Origin of the sequence: Paenibacillus urinalis (genome assembly GCF_028747985.1) — a bacterium.
GTDB classification, from domain to species: Bacteria; Bacillota; Bacilli; order Paenibacillales; family Paenibacillaceae; genus Paenibacillus; species Paenibacillus urinalis.
Genome location: NZ_CP118108.1, coordinates 4,391,563 through 4,405,909, shown reverse-complemented (window position 1 = coordinate 4,405,909; position 14,347 = coordinate 4,391,563). Strand labels below are relative to the sequence as shown.

General features: G+C 46.7%; 14 protein-coding genes and 2 tRNA genes. 13 read left to right on the top strand and 3 right to left on the bottom strand.

Going from position 1 to position 14,347, the window contains the following annotated elements; genetic code table 11:
* Positions 1–66: 66 nt before the first annotated feature.
* The gene (locus tag PUW25_RS20345; protein ID WP_047914492.1) at positions 67–627 is read right to left on the bottom strand and encodes a phosphatidylglycerophosphatase A family protein; all 561 of its coding nucleotides are present in this window, start codon (positions 625–627) and stop codon (positions 67–69) included.
* Positions 628–790: 163 nt separating this feature from the next.
* On the opposite strand from PUW25_RS20345, the gene PUW25_RS20340 reads away from it, so the two are divergent.
* From PUW25_RS20340 to PUW25_RS20330, 3 genes are all read left to right on the top strand, one after another.
* Positions 791–1,846 carry a GerMN domain-containing protein gene (locus PUW25_RS20340; RefSeq protein ID WP_047914491.1) on the top strand — a complete coding sequence of 352 codons (1,056 nt, stop codon included), beginning with the start codon at positions 791–793 and terminating at the stop codon, positions 1,844–1,846.
* 92 nt (positions 1,847–1,938) lie between these two features.
* Entirely contained in the window at positions 1,939–2,694 is a 756-nt protein-coding gene (rph, locus tag PUW25_RS20335; protein ID WP_047914490.1) for a ribonuclease PH, read from the top strand.
* Positions 2,695–2,702: 8 nt separating this feature from the next.
* Positions 2,703–3,329, top strand: a complete 627-nt coding sequence (locus PUW25_RS20330; protein ID WP_047914489.1) for an XTP/dITP diphosphatase — start codon at positions 2,703–2,705, stop codon at positions 3,327–3,329.
* 80 nt (positions 3,330–3,409) lie between these two features.
* On the opposite strand, the gene asnB is transcribed toward PUW25_RS20330, so the two are convergent.
* Positions 3,410–5,254 carry an asparagine synthase (glutamine-hydrolyzing) gene (gene asnB, locus PUW25_RS20325; RefSeq protein WP_047914488.1) on the bottom strand — a complete coding sequence of 615 codons (1,845 nt, stop codon included), beginning with the start codon at positions 5,252–5,254 and terminating at the stop codon, positions 3,410–3,412.
* A gap of 189 nt (positions 5,255–5,443) precedes the next feature.
* On the opposite strand from asnB, the gene PUW25_RS20320 reads away from it, so the two are divergent.
* The 4 genes from PUW25_RS20320 to mgtE all read left to right on the top strand — a co-directional run bounded on the left by PUW25_RS20320 (position 5,444) and on the right by mgtE (position 8,027).
* Complete coding sequence (locus tag PUW25_RS20320) at positions 5,444–5,773, top strand: hypothetical protein (RefSeq protein WP_047914487.1); 330 nt, start codon at positions 5,444–5,446, stop codon at positions 5,771–5,773.
* 42 nt (positions 5,774–5,815) lie between these two features.
* Positions 5,816–6,166, top strand: a complete 351-nt coding sequence (locus PUW25_RS20315; RefSeq protein WP_047914486.1) for a hypothetical protein — start codon at positions 5,816–5,818, stop codon at positions 6,164–6,166.
* 122 nt (positions 6,167–6,288) lie between these two features.
* A complete protein-coding gene (locus PUW25_RS20310; RefSeq protein WP_256209896.1) occupies positions 6,289–6,423 on the top strand; it encodes a hypothetical protein in 135 nt (44 codons plus the stop codon).
* A gap of 224 nt (positions 6,424–6,647) precedes the next feature.
* Positions 6,648–8,027 (top strand): magnesium transporter, encoded by a 1,380-nt coding sequence (gene mgtE / locus PUW25_RS20305; RefSeq protein ID WP_047914485.1) that lies wholly within the window; start codon positions 6,648–6,650, stop codon positions 8,025–8,027.
* Between the two features lie 78 nt (positions 8,028–8,105).
* Here the strand turns inward: mgtE and PUW25_RS20300 are convergent, their stop codons facing one another.
* Positions 8,106–8,399 (bottom strand): magnetosome magnetite crystal formation protein family, encoded by a 294-nt coding sequence (locus PUW25_RS20300; RefSeq protein ID WP_047914484.1) that lies wholly within the window; start codon positions 8,397–8,399, stop codon positions 8,106–8,108.
* A gap of 141 nt (positions 8,400–8,540) precedes the next feature.
* Between PUW25_RS20300 and PUW25_RS20295 the strand changes: the two genes are divergently transcribed.
* The 6 genes from PUW25_RS20295 to clpX all read left to right on the top strand — a co-directional run bounded on the left by PUW25_RS20295 (position 8,541) and on the right by clpX (position 14,328).
* A tRNA-Arg gene (locus tag PUW25_RS20295) sits at positions 8,541–8,614 on the top strand.
* Between the two features lie 448 nt (positions 8,615–9,062).
* A tRNA-Arg gene (locus PUW25_RS20290) sits at positions 9,063–9,136 on the top strand.
* 565 nt (positions 9,137–9,701) lie between these two features.
* Positions 9,702–10,634, top strand: coding sequence for a hypothetical protein (locus tag PUW25_RS20285; protein ID WP_205055167.1), 933 nt, complete (start codon positions 9,702–9,704; stop codon positions 10,632–10,634).
* 129 nt (positions 10,635–10,763) lie between these two features.
* Positions 10,764–12,095, top strand: coding sequence for a trigger factor (tig, locus tag PUW25_RS20280; RefSeq protein WP_047914316.1), 1,332 nt, complete (start codon positions 10,764–10,766; stop codon positions 12,093–12,095).
* A gap of 376 nt (positions 12,096–12,471) precedes the next feature.
* Complete coding sequence (gene clpP, locus PUW25_RS20275) at positions 12,472–13,062, top strand: ATP-dependent Clp endopeptidase proteolytic subunit ClpP (RefSeq protein ID WP_047914315.1); 591 nt, start codon at positions 12,472–12,474, stop codon at positions 13,060–13,062.
* A 12-nt stretch (positions 13,063–13,074) separates the two neighbouring features.
* Positions 13,075–14,328: an ATP-dependent protease ATP-binding subunit ClpX gene (gene clpX, locus PUW25_RS20270; RefSeq protein ID WP_047914314.1), complete on the top strand. Its 1,254-nt coding sequence runs from the start codon at positions 13,075–13,077 to the stop codon at positions 14,326–14,328.
* Positions 14,329–14,347: the final 19 nt, after the last annotated feature.

Sequence of the window (14,347 nt, the reverse complement as noted above, 5' to 3'; positions counted from 1 at the left end):
AAAAAGGTACCGATCACGGGTGAACGGTACCTTTTTTGTTTCATACATATTCTCCGCCTGCTAATCTTATAATTCCTCTTCGGCATCATCTTTAACAGGCTCATCTCCAAGTTCAGCTTCGCGTTCAGCCTGTTTCCGATGGGCAATCCGGCTGCTGGCGGATGCGGCAACTGCACCGACAATGTCATCCAGAAAGGTGTGGATATGCTGATCTGATTTATCATTCAGCCGCACGAGCACTCCAGGCTTCAATTTATCTACATATCCATAGTTCGTAAATCCAATGCTTCCGTACACGTTCACGATAGAGAACGCCAGGATCTCATCGACCCCGTACAGGCCTTCATCGTATCGTATCATATCCTGCAAAGGCTGAATCAGCTTGCCCTCTTCGGCGAGCAGGTCCAGCTGTATACCGGTTAGAACCGCATTCTGTACCTCGCGTTTACTGAGCACCTGCTCCACGTTATGTATGCATTCTTCCATTGTTAGATCAGGATAATAGTCCTTCTGCAGCAGCATGACCAGCTCTGCGATCTCAGGAATTTTAACGCCTCTTTTTTCGAGCCACTCCCAGGTGGCCTCCGCTACTTTTCTGCTGTTCAGACTGTAAGGGATTTTCTCCATTGGTATCTAACCGCTCCTCTTCATGTCAATTTAGTAAGTTCTAAATTAACATAACCGATTTTGGACTTTTTGATTTCAGTAGATCATGTTAAGGCATTTTTTCTATTAGAGCTCGTATACATAGTAGTACAAACTGTACAAAATTGTTAGGAGGACTTTTCACATGAGCCGTTTCCATCGCAAGGTTAAAATGATATCTGCAGCAGGGCTGCTTACCGTTCCTGTGCTGCTCACCGGATGCAGTATCCTCTCTTCTCAAACATCCGAAAGTGTTGATGCCCCCCCGCCGATCCTTGAGTCTGCCATGATTCAGGCTGCAGAAGGCAACGGAGAGATGGTTCAGACGGAGCAGATGACGGTATATCTGAAAGATCAGAATGGACTGCTTGCTCCGGTTTCAATGTCACTTCCGGCTCTCCCAGATCTTACTTTTGTGGAATCCTCACTTGCAGCACTTGTCTCGGGCGGTGCTTACTCGGGATACATGCCTGATGGCTTTACGGGCGTGCTTCCTCAAGGAACCGAAGTGATGGATGTGACGGTTACACCGGAGGAGAAGCTGGCCGTTGTTGAATTCAACTCCAAATTCACGGAATACATGCCAGAGGAAGAGCGTCAAATTATGGAGGCGGTGACCTGGACCCTTACCGGAAATCCGGATATTCAGAACGTACAGCTCTGGGTAGATGGCAAAAAACTGAATGAGATGCCCGTGAATGGAACGCCGATGGCTCAATCGCTCACACGTGGAATAGGCATCAATTTGGATCTGGGTAATCATTTGAGCACGAATTCGAGTCCGGTCACCGTGTATTTCTCTGATGAATCGCCTGCAGGGGAACAGTATTATGTACCGGTAACAAGACTGGTTGAGCCGAGCACGAATCGTGTGGAGTCCGCATTATCTGAGCTGATTAAAGGTCCTGAAAGTGAAGGGCTCGAGATGGTGCTGACCACGGCAACATTGCTGGAGTCGGTTGTCACTGGCGAGGATGGAACAGTCTCGGTAGCGCTGAAAGACGAGATGTTTACAGAAGGCGACCCGATCCCGACAGAGCTGCTTCAATCGGTTGTCTTAACGGTGGCGGATAATTCAGGCAATGCTGATACGAAGGTGCAAATTACGTTTAATGATCAGCAAACGGTGATAGGTACAGATGAACAGAACTATGGCGAGCCTGTGACGAAACCGGAATATATTAATGAGATCGGTATCTAAGGAATCGCATTTGTAAAGGGTGCTTTTACAAAAGCATTTTGGTAGAATGATAAGGACTAATACAGGACGCTTAAGACGTAGGAGGCAATATCATGAGATCTAACGGACGTACCAGCGAACAGCTGCGACCGATCACAATGACAGTGGGTACCAACAAATTTGCGGAAGGCTCCGTATTCATAGAAGTAGGAGATACCAAAGTCATATGTACAGCTACAGTAGACGAGAAGGTGCCCCATTTCATGAAAGGACAAGGCAAGGGCTGGGTGACAGCCGAGTACTCCATGCTTCCTAGAGCAACACAGACTCGGAATCAACGCGAGGCAGCTCGCGGCAAGCTAAGTGGACGTACGATGGAAATTCAGCGCCTGATTGGACGCGCATTAAGATCCGTCGTTGACCTGCATGCGCTTGGAGAGCGTACGATTACTTTAGACTGTGATGTCATTCAGGCAGATGGAGGAACCCGTACAACCTCGATTACCGGTTCATTTGTCGCCATGGCGATTGCGATGGACAAATTAGCACAGCAGCACCGGCTGCCGGTGTTTCCTATTACAGATTTTCTGGCTTCTGTCAGTGTCGGTGTTGTTCAGGACAAGGCACTGCTTGACCTTAACTATGAGGAAGACTCCAAAGCCAAAGTGGATATGAATATCGTGATGACCGGAAGCGGAGAATTCGTAGAGCTGCAAGGGACCGGGGAAGACAGACCCTTCAGCCGCAAAGAGCTGGATGAACTGCTCAGCCTTGGCGAGCACGGTATTCTTCAGATGATCGAGAAGCAGAAGGAAGTGCTGGGACCCATTGCGCTTAAGATCGGTTCCCGTAAGATTGGGGAGGCTTAATCGACAGCATGAACAATTTGGACAGCCCAGTCATTATCGTCGCTACCAAAAACAAAGGAAAAGTTCGTGAGTTTGCCCACGCTTTTGCCCGGATTGGCAAAGAGGTCAAGAGCATGTACGATTACCCGGATGTTCCTGATGTGGTGGAGGATGGCACGACATTTGCCGAGAATGCATGGAAAAAGGCGAAAACCGTAGGCGATACCCTTGGCCTGCCTGTTCTCGCCGATGATTCCGGATTATGCGTGGATCTTCTGGATGGCGCCCCAGGCGTATACTCGGCACGGTATGCCGGCGAAGGCGCTGCCGACGCGGATAATAATGAGAAGCTGCTAAGCGAGCTTGAATCACGCAAGCTGGGAGAGGATACGGAGCAGCCGCTCCTTAGCCCTGCCCGGTTTGTCTGTTCACTCGTGCTGTATGATCCGGCAACGGGAGAGAAGCTGGAATCCTATGGTACAGTTGAGGGCTTCATCACTTCCGAAACCGCCGGATGCGGCGGTTTCGGTTATGATCCGCTCTTCTATCTTCCAAGCTATGAGAAGACCATGGCGGAGCTCAGCATGGATCAGAAGCAAGCAATCAGCCATCGCGGAGCAGCGCTTCGGGACTTAATGACCAAGCTCGGCGGTTAATACCCGATTATGATCGTCATATACTTCAAAGAGACCTGCTGTTAACAGCAGGTCTCTTTGTGCTTGCCGGGTGCTTACACTTACCGAATAGACACTTTATAAGTCTTTAACCAGTTGTTTACCTGAGTCAGGTAAGCAAATAACTGAGGTCCGGACATCAGCTGGCCAAACCAAGGATTATTGGAAGAAGCCTCTTTGGAGGCTGCAATTTCCTTGATTTTCTTAACATCCAGCAGGGGCAGCACTGGAGATGAGGGATCATCCAGCACATCCAGCAGTTGCTGCCGAACGCTCTCTAGATAAGCGGGATTATGCGTCTTTGGATAAGGACTTTTTTTGCGATAGAGCACGTCATCAGGCAGGATACCTTCCAATGCCTTACGCAGAATTCCTTTTTCCCGATTGCCTGTAATCTTAAGCTCCCAAGGAATGTTAAATACATATTCCACAAGCCTATGATCGCAATAAGGAACTCGGACTTCGAGCCCGACCCCCATACTCATCCGGTCCTTGCGGTCAAGCAGAGTGGGCATGAACCGAGTGATATTAAGATAAGACATGACACGCATCTGTGCTGCTTTGCCGGTCTCTCCAGCGAGAAGAGGAGTCTCTGCCACCGCATCTGAATAACGGTCATTCAAGTATTCAAGCGGACGCGTCCATTCTGAGATATCCGGGGACAGGAGACTCGCTCTCATCTTCGGGGCGACAGCCCAAGGGAATGTACCCGAGTTCAGCATTTCGTCGCGGTGAAACCATGGATATCCGCCGAATACTTCGTCAGCAGCTTCACCCGATATGGCAACGGTCGCCTTCTTTTTGATTTCCCGGCAAAATAAATAAAGCGACGAATCGACATCCGTCATCCCCGGTAAATCTCGGGCGAGCGTAGATGCGTTCAAGGCTTCCACAACCTCCGCCGTATCAAACTCCATAAAATGATGATTCGTCTTCAGCTCATCGACCATTCGCTGGATATAAGGAGCATCTGAATTGGGCTGGAAGGAGTGGGCTTTAAAATGCTTGTCGTTATCTACATAATCGACAGAGAAGGTGTCAATATTCCCTTGCCCGTTTCTCTTGTAGTACGCTACGGCCAAGGCAGACAAGGCGCTGGAATCCAATCCCCCGGATAGTAAGGAGCCTAACGGTACATCCGAAGCAAGCTGTCGTTCAAGGGTGTCAATGAGCAGACTTCTAACCTGTGCCGCCGTAGCATCCACATCGTCTTCATGAGGCTGGCTGACGAGCTTCCAATAGGCGTAAGAACGGAATCCATTTCTGTTAAAAGTGGCTGCATGCCCGGCGCGAAGCTCCTTCATTGAGGAATATACGCCATGACCTGGTGTTCTTGCCGGTCCAATGATGAATACTTCAGCCAAGCCCTCAGGTCCCACGACCGCTTCGACCGCTGGATGCAGCAGCAGTGCCTTGGGCTCCGAGCCGAACACGAGCAAATCTCCCTGATCACTATAGAATAGAGGCTTTACTCCAAGCCGGTCTCTGGCCATGAATATATGCTCGCGTCCGCTATCCCAAATGACAAAGGCAAATATCCCATTAAATCGTTCAACACATTCAGGTCCCCATTCCGCATAGCTGGCAAGCAGCACCTCGGTGTCACAATTGGTTTTGAAATGATGTCCACGGTTCTCCAGCTCTTTTTTGAGCTCAGGTGCATTGTACAGCTCTCCATTATAAACAACGGTATATTGCGTATCTCCATGATTCATGATCATCGGCTGGGCCCCATTCTCCGGGTCCATAACACTCAGTCTGCGATGGCCAAAGGCACAAGGATTCGAGATCCAGGTTCCGCCGGCATCGGGTCCGCGATTTGACATACTTTCCGTCATGCGGACAAGCAGTTCTGATTCTTGGGTAAGATCACGATTCCATTGTATAAATCCTGTTATACCGCACATGACTGTTCATCCTTTCTTTTACGTAACTTCTCAGAGGCTCATATAACAGCGTGTGGAGAGCGGTCATGCCTCATCCCCTTTTTTCTACACGAGCAGTACTAGCAAATATATGCCGAAATTAGGCATAAAATGTCTGTCCACATCCGAAACTATAAGAGGCGAGCATATTAGGGTTGGGAGCGATGAATTTTGACAAGAAGCCTGTATTTTGTTTCTGTTGGCGGACGTTCTGTTCTGAACGATCAGCAGGCAGCATCCTACGAATGGGTGATTGAGGCGACGCCAGAGCAAGCAGATTATTTGAGAGGGCTCCTTAGCTTGATGCAGGAAAAAGAAGAAGAGGCCTTCCCGGGTTATATCTTCCCTTGGCCGGACACCGAAGAGGCCTCCGTCAACTCGTTATATGAGGAAGCACTTCAGAACGTGTATAACGAGATTTATCAGCTGGGTACGCGCGAAACTCGCAGTCACTTGGCGCAATATGGGGTTGTCCGTCACAGTATTAACGGGAATGAATGAACGTAACTTGATTAACCTAACATAAGAACAGGAGATGGGCTCATGTATGTGATTCAAAATGCCAAAATTACGAATACCACGGAATTAAATGGGGTGCCTTGTGTGGAAGTAGCGGTGGAGCCGGGACAGGCGGGAGATCCTTCATTGCTTGTATATGTGGCTCAGAATGCGAATGGAGCAGGACTTGATCTGCACAGAGTCGTGCGTAATCATCATGATTTGGCTCTGGATTGGTACAATGATAATCAAAATGCAGCGTTTGAGGATGCGACAGCAGTTGCGTTTGAGAACAGTCAGGTTGTAACGGCCGAGCAGGAGAAGGGACAGTTCCTCCAGTCCTTATTGAATTACGGGACGTTAAACCAGGATATTTTGAGTAAATTGCAAAAATAAACATTACACGAGGCTGCAAATGGGATGGTTAACACCAATTTCTTTGCAGTCTTTTTTTGTGATTAGAAAATACTCCGTACATTTATTACACATAATACTTCATGTATCCCGGGGAGGTGAATATGATGGCTTCAAAGTACAAGGTAACGAAGAAATACCGTCACGGTTTGGCAAATGAATTTGCTAGTGAAGTACTTGCGAAGAATAAAAATCACCAGCGGCAACTGAACAGAGCACGTTTAGGAAGCAGCAACTAATCCGGGCTGCACACAGGCCTCCATTCTTTCAGTGATGAAAGGATGGAGGCTGTCTATTATAAAAATAAGTGCTCATCTTGAGGCTCAATACGGGATATTGCAGAGGAATACATATCACGAAATAGGCTTGAACATGATTTTATACCTATACAGCAGGGTAAACGCATAAGGAAGGATACAGGAGCAGCAGTTCAGATTAATTACAGATTGAAGGTGAACGACATATGAACGATATCGATATTCGGAGCAGAGAACAGGATTTGCACAATCTAACCCTCAGTATAGAGGACGCTGTCAGGCGCGGCAGCATAGAAGAGATGCACGATGAATTTGAAGAGTGGGAAGCATATGACCTGGCCACCATCTATTTAGCATTAAATGAAGCTTACCGGCCTCGATTTATGGATGCGCTGGATACGGAGCTATTAGCTGACATGCTGAGCGAGCTTGAGCCCGAAGTAGAAATTGAAGCTTTATATATTCTGAGTAAGGATCGCGCAGCTCAGGTGCTGAATCGAATGGATAACGACGATTTGGCCGATTTGATGGGCGAGATGACAGATGAAGTTAGAGAGTACATGCTCTCAATCATGGAGGCTTCTGAGCGGGAGACCGTAAGGGAGCTAATGAATTATGGACCGGAGACAGCCGGCGGTATCATGACCAACCGTTATGTATGGTTCTATGCCAAATATACGGTTCGTGAGGCAGTGGAAAAGGTGAAGCATTTTGCAGACCTAACCAACGATGTACAGGATCTCTATGTATTAGATGAAAACAAAGAAGTTATAGGACTCACCACCTATAGAGATCTTGTGCTTGCTTCAGATACAGAGCTTATCGAACATTTGATGAGAGAAAATGTGGTCAAGGTATCAGCGGACATGGACCAGGAGGCCGTCGCGCACTTATTCGAACAATATGATCTCGTGTCGATCCCGGTTGAGGATACCGCAGGCAAATTGATTGGAGTGGTTACGTTTGACGACGTGCTGGACGTCTTGAGGGAGGAAGCGAACGAGGATATTAACAAGCTGGCGGGTACTGATAAAACGATTGATTTTAACACACATTTCTTGACGGCGGCCAAAAGAAGACTTCCTTGGCTAATTATGCTGTTATTCCTTGGGCTGCTATCTGGAAGTATTATAAGCATATTTCAGGGGACGCTCAGTCAAGTGGTGGCACTTACATTCTTCATGCCGATGATCGCAGGAATGACCGGGAATACGGGCACACAATCACTTGCGGTCGTGATTCGAGGGCTGACACCACAGAACAAAATGAGCGGAGGAGCCATATTACGTTTATTATGGAGAGAGCTTAGAGTCGGATTTACGATTGGGGCCGTTTGTGGAATCAGCGTAGCGCTTGTGGCGGGAATTTGGCAGAGCAGCTTTGCTCTAGGTGCTGTTATCGGCTTCTCTCTGATCCTAACCATTGTGATTGGTACGATGGCTGGGACGATTATTCCTATTCTGCTGCATAAGCTGAAGATCGATCCGGCAGTTGCATCGGGCCCTCTTATTACGACGTTGAACGATTTATTTTCTTTGACGGTGTATTTTGGTACGGCCACGTTGTTTATTTCATATCTGGTATAAGTCAATCATTCAGATGACATAAATAAAAACCAGCCCGAGAGGCTGGTTTTACTGTGAACGGCATTGGCTTAATCGTTGTTATGCTGCTTCTCTTAATGATTTAATCCCCTGATAAATGTTATAAATAAACGAACCGAAATAGATGACAAAAAACACAATGATATATCCTAGAATCGAGGCAGGATGGTCTGCGGTGAACAGAAAGTAGAGCAGTGGAATCGCTGCAATGAAAGGGAATACATGTGAGAATAATGCGCGTTTCGCATGTTTAGTTATGTAATCATCCTTGGCTACAATCCATACAATTAATGGAAATAGAAAGGGGGCAAAAAAGATACTGAAATAACTAAGGGAAGATAACAGCTGTCGCATGAAATAACGCTCCTTTTGAATTTTCCTAATATTTAAATCATATTACCCTTCATCGCATGTGATGATACATAAAAAATACTTTGACAAATACAGATTATACGATATAATAAATATCGCACTGTGAAAATAAGTACATATCTTGTCCCAGTAGCTCAGCAGGATAGAGCAACGGCCTTCTAAGCCGTCGGTCGGGGGTTCGAATCCCTCCTGGGACGTAAAAAAGAGAGACAACCGAAAGGGTGTCTCTTTTTTGCGTCCGCGGGGATGAGAACCCCAAATGGGGGTTCGTCGGAGCATAGGCATCGATAGCAATCGCATCGCAGTCAGCCGTAAGGCTGTACCCCGACTGGGACGGTGAGAGACAACCGAAAGGGTGTCTCTTTTTTGCGTCCGTGGGGATGAGATCCCCAAATGGGGGTTCGTCGGAGCATAGGCATCGATAGCAATCGCATCGCAGTCAGCCGTAAGGCTGTACCCCGAGTGGGACGATGAGAGACATCCGAAAGGGTGTCTCTTTTTTGCGTCCATGGGGATGAGAACCCCAAATGGGGGTTCGTCGGAGCGTAGGCATCGATAGCATCCGCAGGCTTAACTAAATAAAAAAACAGTTAACGCTTGCTATCGTCACATATATATGATACGATATATCTCGCGCTTGAATTTGTCCCAGTAGCTCAGCTGGATAGAGCAACGGCCTTCTAAGCCGTCGGTCGGGGGTTCGAATCCCTCCTGGGACGTAAAAAAAGAGAGACATCCGAAAGGGTGTCTCTTTTTTGCGTCCATAGGGATGAGAACCCCAAATGGGGGTTCGTCGAAGCATAGACATCGATAGCAATCGCATCGCAGTCAGCCGAGAGGCTGTACCCCGAGTGGGACGATGAGAGACATCCGAAAGGGTGTCTCTTTTTTGCGTCCATAGGGATGAGACCCCAAATGGGGGTTCGTCGGAGCATAGGCATCGATAGCAATCGCATCGCAGTCAGCCGAGAGGCTGTACCCCGAGTGGGACGATGAGAGACATCCGAAAGGGTGCTCTTTTTTGCTTCCGTAGTGATGAGACCCCCAAATGGGGGGTTCGTCGAAGCATAGGCATCGATAGCATCCGCATCGCAGTCAGCCGAGAGGCTGTTTTATCTTAACAACATATCGCTGGTCTGAATGAAATAAGCTAAAATATGTTTTTTTTAGACTGAATTCGGTTATGTTAATATATTAGAGCTATACACGGATATGTAGTTTCTATATAATTCAACAAGTCGATTTATAGTTGTCGTTAAACCGGATAGAGAGGAGGCAGTCATAATGAGCGATACGAACTCCCAAACCAAAGAGAAAAATATTGTTCTCTTCCCGAAGACGCTGGATTACTATCAGATTCAGCTTACCGTAATGCTGGAGAATGAGCGCTATTCGGAAGCGATGCGTTTGCTTGAGTTCCTGCTTCAATGCGAAGGGCAGGAGAAACGGAATTATGAAGAATGGGAAGCTTTGCTGGACTGGCTGCGTGCAGCTTTCCCTCAATATATAGATCGTGATCAGAGAGAAGACGGACGAAGTGACGAGGATCTGGAAGAGAGTGAAGAGGATTTTGCTCGTCAAAATGCCCGAAATAAAATGGCGGAAGATGGAGCATATGCGGATAAGCTGCTAAGAACGGTCATGGAAGAGCCGCTGAGCGAGCAGACGATGCTGGCACTGGATCAGCTGGCCTATATCGAAACACCGGGTATTGATCATTCGCTGTGCGAATGGCTTCAGCAGCGTAAGCTGCATCCATTGCTTCAATTTCGAGTGCTGCAGACCTTGCGCAAAAGAGGATCACAGGCAACGGTATCGCTTACACGAGGATCGGAAAAAGTGGAGGTTGAGGTAGAATCTATTCCACTGAAGCCGGATGAATTCCCGTTTCCGATCATTCGAGTGCTGGAGCTCGTAGCAGATCAGACGGAAGTACATGAACCCACCCTGTTTTATTTTGCTCAGGAATTATGGTCCCAATATGTGATGGCTGTATATGGCACAAGCGACTACCGCTCTATGCTTGAAGGCGATGATTCGACACTCGATATATGGGCTGCGGCGCTCCATGCGGCAGTCGCTGAGAGTCTGGGCGGATCACTGGACGAAGAAGAGATTAGAAGGGTCTACGAAATCACGAGTGAAGTCAGATTTAGATTCGAGCAGGCGTACCGATCCATTAAACGATTTGTATCTGGCGGACTGGATGTAAAATAGCCGAAAACTTCCTTTTGACGCCTGCAAGGGTTTACCCTTGAAATTGCATTTAATGTTGTTTATACTAAAATGGTTATTTTGTACGCGCTTGACATGGTTAACATGTGAAATTTGGAGGGGAAAGCATAAATGAAAGCAACTTGGGAAAAAATAGAGAAGAACCTTGGGGTTCTTGAAGTTGAAGTAGAAGCAGATCGTGTAGCTGCTGCTCTCGACAAGGCTTTTAATAAAGTCGTTAAACAGATAAATGTACCTGGATTCCGTAAGGGTAAAGTGCCTCGCTCGATCTTCGAAGCTCGTTTCGGCGTAGAGAGCCTGTACCAAGACGCGATTGATATCCTTCTTCCTGAAGTGTACACGGAAGCTGTTGATCAAACAGAAATCTTCCCTGTTGAACAACCAGAAGTGGACATCGATCAATTCGCAAAAGGTGAAGCTTTCAAGTTTAAAGCAAAAGTTGTCGTTAAACCTGAAGCAAAACTTGGCGAGTACAAAGGACTTGAAGTTCCTAAGGCAAACACAGAAGTTTCCGAAGAAGAACTGAATGCTGAGCTTGAGCGTCTGCAACAACGTCATGCTGAGCTTGTAGTTATCGAAGAAGGTACTGCAGAGTCCGGCGATATCGCGGTAATCGACTACGAAGGTTCTGTTGATGGAGAACTGTTCGACGGTGGACAAGCTGAGCGTTATTCCCTGGAACTGGGTTCTAACACATTCATTCCTGGCTTTGAAGAGCAAGTAATCGGTCTTGCTACTGGCGACAACAAGGATGTTGAAGTGACATTCCCTGAGGAATATCATGCGGCAGAACTTGCTGGCAAGAAAGCCATCTTCAAAGTGAAAGTGCACGAAATCAAACGCAAAGAGCTTCCTGCAATCGACGATGAGTTTGCGAAGGATGTAAGTGAATTCGATACTCTTGCTGAGTACAAAGAAGATCTTACGAAGCAGCTGTCTGAGCGCAAAGCAGAAGAAGCAAAAGCAAACCAAGAAAATGTTGTTGTTGAGAAAGCGGCTGCTAATGCAGAAGTTGAAATTCCACAAGGAATGATTAACAGCGAAGTTCGCAACATGATGCGTGACTTTGACAACCGTCTTCGTCAACAAGGCATGAACCTTGAAATGTTCATGAGCTTCTCCGGTCAAACGGAAGCAGATCTTCAAAACCAAATGAAGGGCGATGCTGAGAAGCGCGTTCGCAACAACCTGGTTCTTGAAGCAATTGGTAAACAAGAGAACATTGAAGTATCCGATGAGGATATTAACGAAGAGCTGAACAATATGGCGACTTCCTTCAAACGTACTCCAGAAGAGATTCGTCAAATTCTCGAAAGCAACGGTTCTTTCGACAGTCTTCGTGAAGAAGTTCTGCTTCGCAAAACGATTGACTTCCTTCTTGCAAACAGCGTAGAAGTTGACGCTCCAGCTGAGGAAGCTGCTGTAGAAGCAACTGAAGAATAAGATTACACATCACGTTAGAAATATAACAGATAAGGCACGTAAGGTATTTTACTAAACGTGCCTTATTTCTTCTCATGAATATCCATTTTATAGTTAAATATATTATTAAATGGTAATAAGTGAGCTGTCGTGATATTTTAACTGTACCTTCCATATACTTGAGTTATAGGTCTTAACTCCATAGGATGGAAGTCCGATTTGCACATACATAAAAAAAATGGTTAAATATGATCAAGCTTTCTCTTTAGCAGCTGCTTGGCTGAGGAGAGCAGTCATAAATGACATTGAACAGGGAACATGATAAAATTAAGACTGTACTTTATTTAACCCTGATTAATGTGGCAGTAAGATTCTATTATGGAGAAGAGGTCGGAACATGAATCTCGTGCCTATGGTTGTTGAACAAACCAATCGCGGTGAACGTTCTTACGATATATATTCAAGACTATTGAAGGATCGTATTATCTTTCTCAGCGGTGCAATAGATGATGATGTGGCCAACAGCGTTATCGCGCAGCTCTTATTCTTGGCTGCAGAGGATCCGGAGAAGGATATCAGCTTATATATCAATTCACCAGGTGGTTCTGTTACTGCGGGGTTGGGTATATATGATACAATGCAATTTATTAAGCCAGACGTTTCAACCATCTGCGTAGGGATGGCTGCCAGCATGGGCTCACTTCTGCTCACTGCGGGTGCACCTGGCAAGCGCTTTGCGCTGGAGAACAGTGAAGTTATGATACATCAGCCGCTTGGCGGGATCCAAGGTCAGGCATCCGATATTCAAATTCACGCCGACTGGATTATTAAAACGCGTCAGAAGCTTAATCAGATCTACGTGGAGCGTACGGGTCAACCCCTTGATAAAATCGAGCGTGATACGGACCGCGACTATTTTATGAGCGCGGAAGAAGCTTTAGAATACCGTATCATTGACCAAGTACTCACCAGACCGATTAATTCTTAAAGGGGTGGTTAGATGTTTAAATTTAACGATGAGAAAGGGCAGCTTAAATGTTCTTTCTGTGGTAAATCCCAGGAACAGGTTCGTAAGCTTGTCGCTGGACCAGGGGTATATATTTGTGACGAATGCATCGAGCTGTGTGCAGAGATTGTAGAGGAAGAACTCGGTCATGATGAAGAGATTGATCTGAAGGATATTCCAAAACCGATGCAGATTCGTGATATTTTGGATCAGTATGTTATCGGTCAGGAGCAAGCGAAGAAATCGCTGTCTGTTGCCGTTTATAATCATTACAAGCGCATTAATACACAGAGCAAGATTGACGATGTAGAAATGTCGAAGAGTAACATTCTGCTATTGGGACCAACGGGTTCTGGTAAAACGCTCTTGGCTCAAACCATGGCGAAGATTCTAAATGTTCCATTTGCGATTGCAGACGCTACCTCGCTCACAGAAGCAGGGTACGTAGGTGAAGACGTTGAGAATATTCTGCTCAAGCTCATTCAAGCTGCTGATTATGATGTTGAGAAGGCAGAGCGCGGCATTATTTATATCGATGAGATTGATAAAGTAGCACGTAAGTCGGAGAACCCTTCGATTACACGTGATGTATCCGGTGAAGGCGTACAGCAGGCCCTCCTCAAAATTCTAGAGGGTACGGTTGCTTCCGTTCCACCACAAGGCGGACGTAAGCATCCTCATCAGGAATTCATTCAAATCGATACTACAAATATTTTGTTCATCTGCGGCGGTGCCTTTGACGGACTCGAGCAAATGATCAAACGCCGTATCGGCAAAAAAGTAATCGGTTTTAACTCTTCTGCTGAGCAGAAGGATCTGAAGCCGGGTGAGTATCTCGGAATGGTTCTTCCAGAGGACTTGCTGAAGTTCGGTCTGATCCCGGAGTTTGTTGGGCGTCTTCCGGTTATCTCTACATTGGAGCCGCTTGATGAGGCGACGCTCGTTCGCATTTTGTCTGAGCCGAAGAACGCTTTGGTTAAGCAATATACGAAGATGCTGGAGCTGGACAATGTAACTCTCGAATTTGAGAAGGAAGCACTCGAAGCGATCGCTCGAGAAGCAATCAAGCGTAATACGGGTGCCCGTGGACTTCGTGCAATCATTGAGAGCCTCCTGCTTGATGTGATGTATGAAATTCCTTCCCGCGAGGATGTTACGAAGTGTGTCATTACGAAGCAGGTCGTTGAAGAGAAGACAGCACCTGAACTGCATGGTGATAAAGATAAGAAGCAAGAAGAGAGTGCCTAAATAAACAAGTCTTACTCCA

Coding starts and splice junctions, on each gene's coding strand:
- rph (WP_047914490.1), top strand. CDS start 1,939: ATGAGATCTAACGGACGTACCAGCGAACAGCTGCGACCGATCACAATG.
- PUW25_RS20330 (WP_047914489.1), top strand. CDS start 2,703: ATGAACAATTTGGACAGCCCAGTCATTATCGTCGCTACCAAAAACAAA.
- PUW25_RS20315 (WP_047914486.1), top strand. CDS start 5,816: ATGTATGTGATTCAAAATGCCAAAATTACGAATACCACGGAATTAAAT.
- clpP (WP_047914315.1), top strand. CDS start 12,472: ATGAATCTCGTGCCTATGGTTGTTGAACAAACCAATCGCGGTGAACGT.
- PUW25_RS20300 (WP_047914484.1), bottom strand. CDS start 8,399: ATGCGACAGCTGTTATCTTCCCTTAGTTATTTCAGTATCTTTTTTGCC.
- PUW25_RS20310 (WP_256209896.1), top strand. CDS start 6,289: ATGATGGCTTCAAAGTACAAGGTAACGAAGAAATACCGTCACGGTTTG.
- mgtE (WP_047914485.1), top strand. CDS start 6,648: ATGAACGATATCGATATTCGGAGCAGAGAACAGGATTTGCACAATCTA.
- PUW25_RS20340 (WP_047914491.1), top strand. CDS start 791: ATGAGCCGTTTCCATCGCAAGGTTAAAATGATATCTGCAGCAGGGCTG.
- tig (WP_047914316.1), top strand. CDS start 10,764: ATGAAAGCAACTTGGGAAAAAATAGAGAAGAACCTTGGGGTTCTTGAA.
- asnB (WP_047914488.1), bottom strand. CDS start 5,254: ATGTGCGGTATAACAGGATTTATACAATGGAATCGTGATCTTACCCAA.
- PUW25_RS20285 (WP_205055167.1), top strand. CDS start 9,702: ATGAGCGATACGAACTCCCAAACCAAAGAGAAAAATATTGTTCTCTTC.
- PUW25_RS20345 (WP_047914492.1), bottom strand. CDS start 627: ATGGAGAAAATCCCTTACAGTCTGAACAGCAGAAAAGTAGCGGAGGCC.
- clpX (WP_047914314.1), top strand. CDS start 13,075: ATGTTTAAATTTAACGATGAGAAAGGGCAGCTTAAATGTTCTTTCTGT.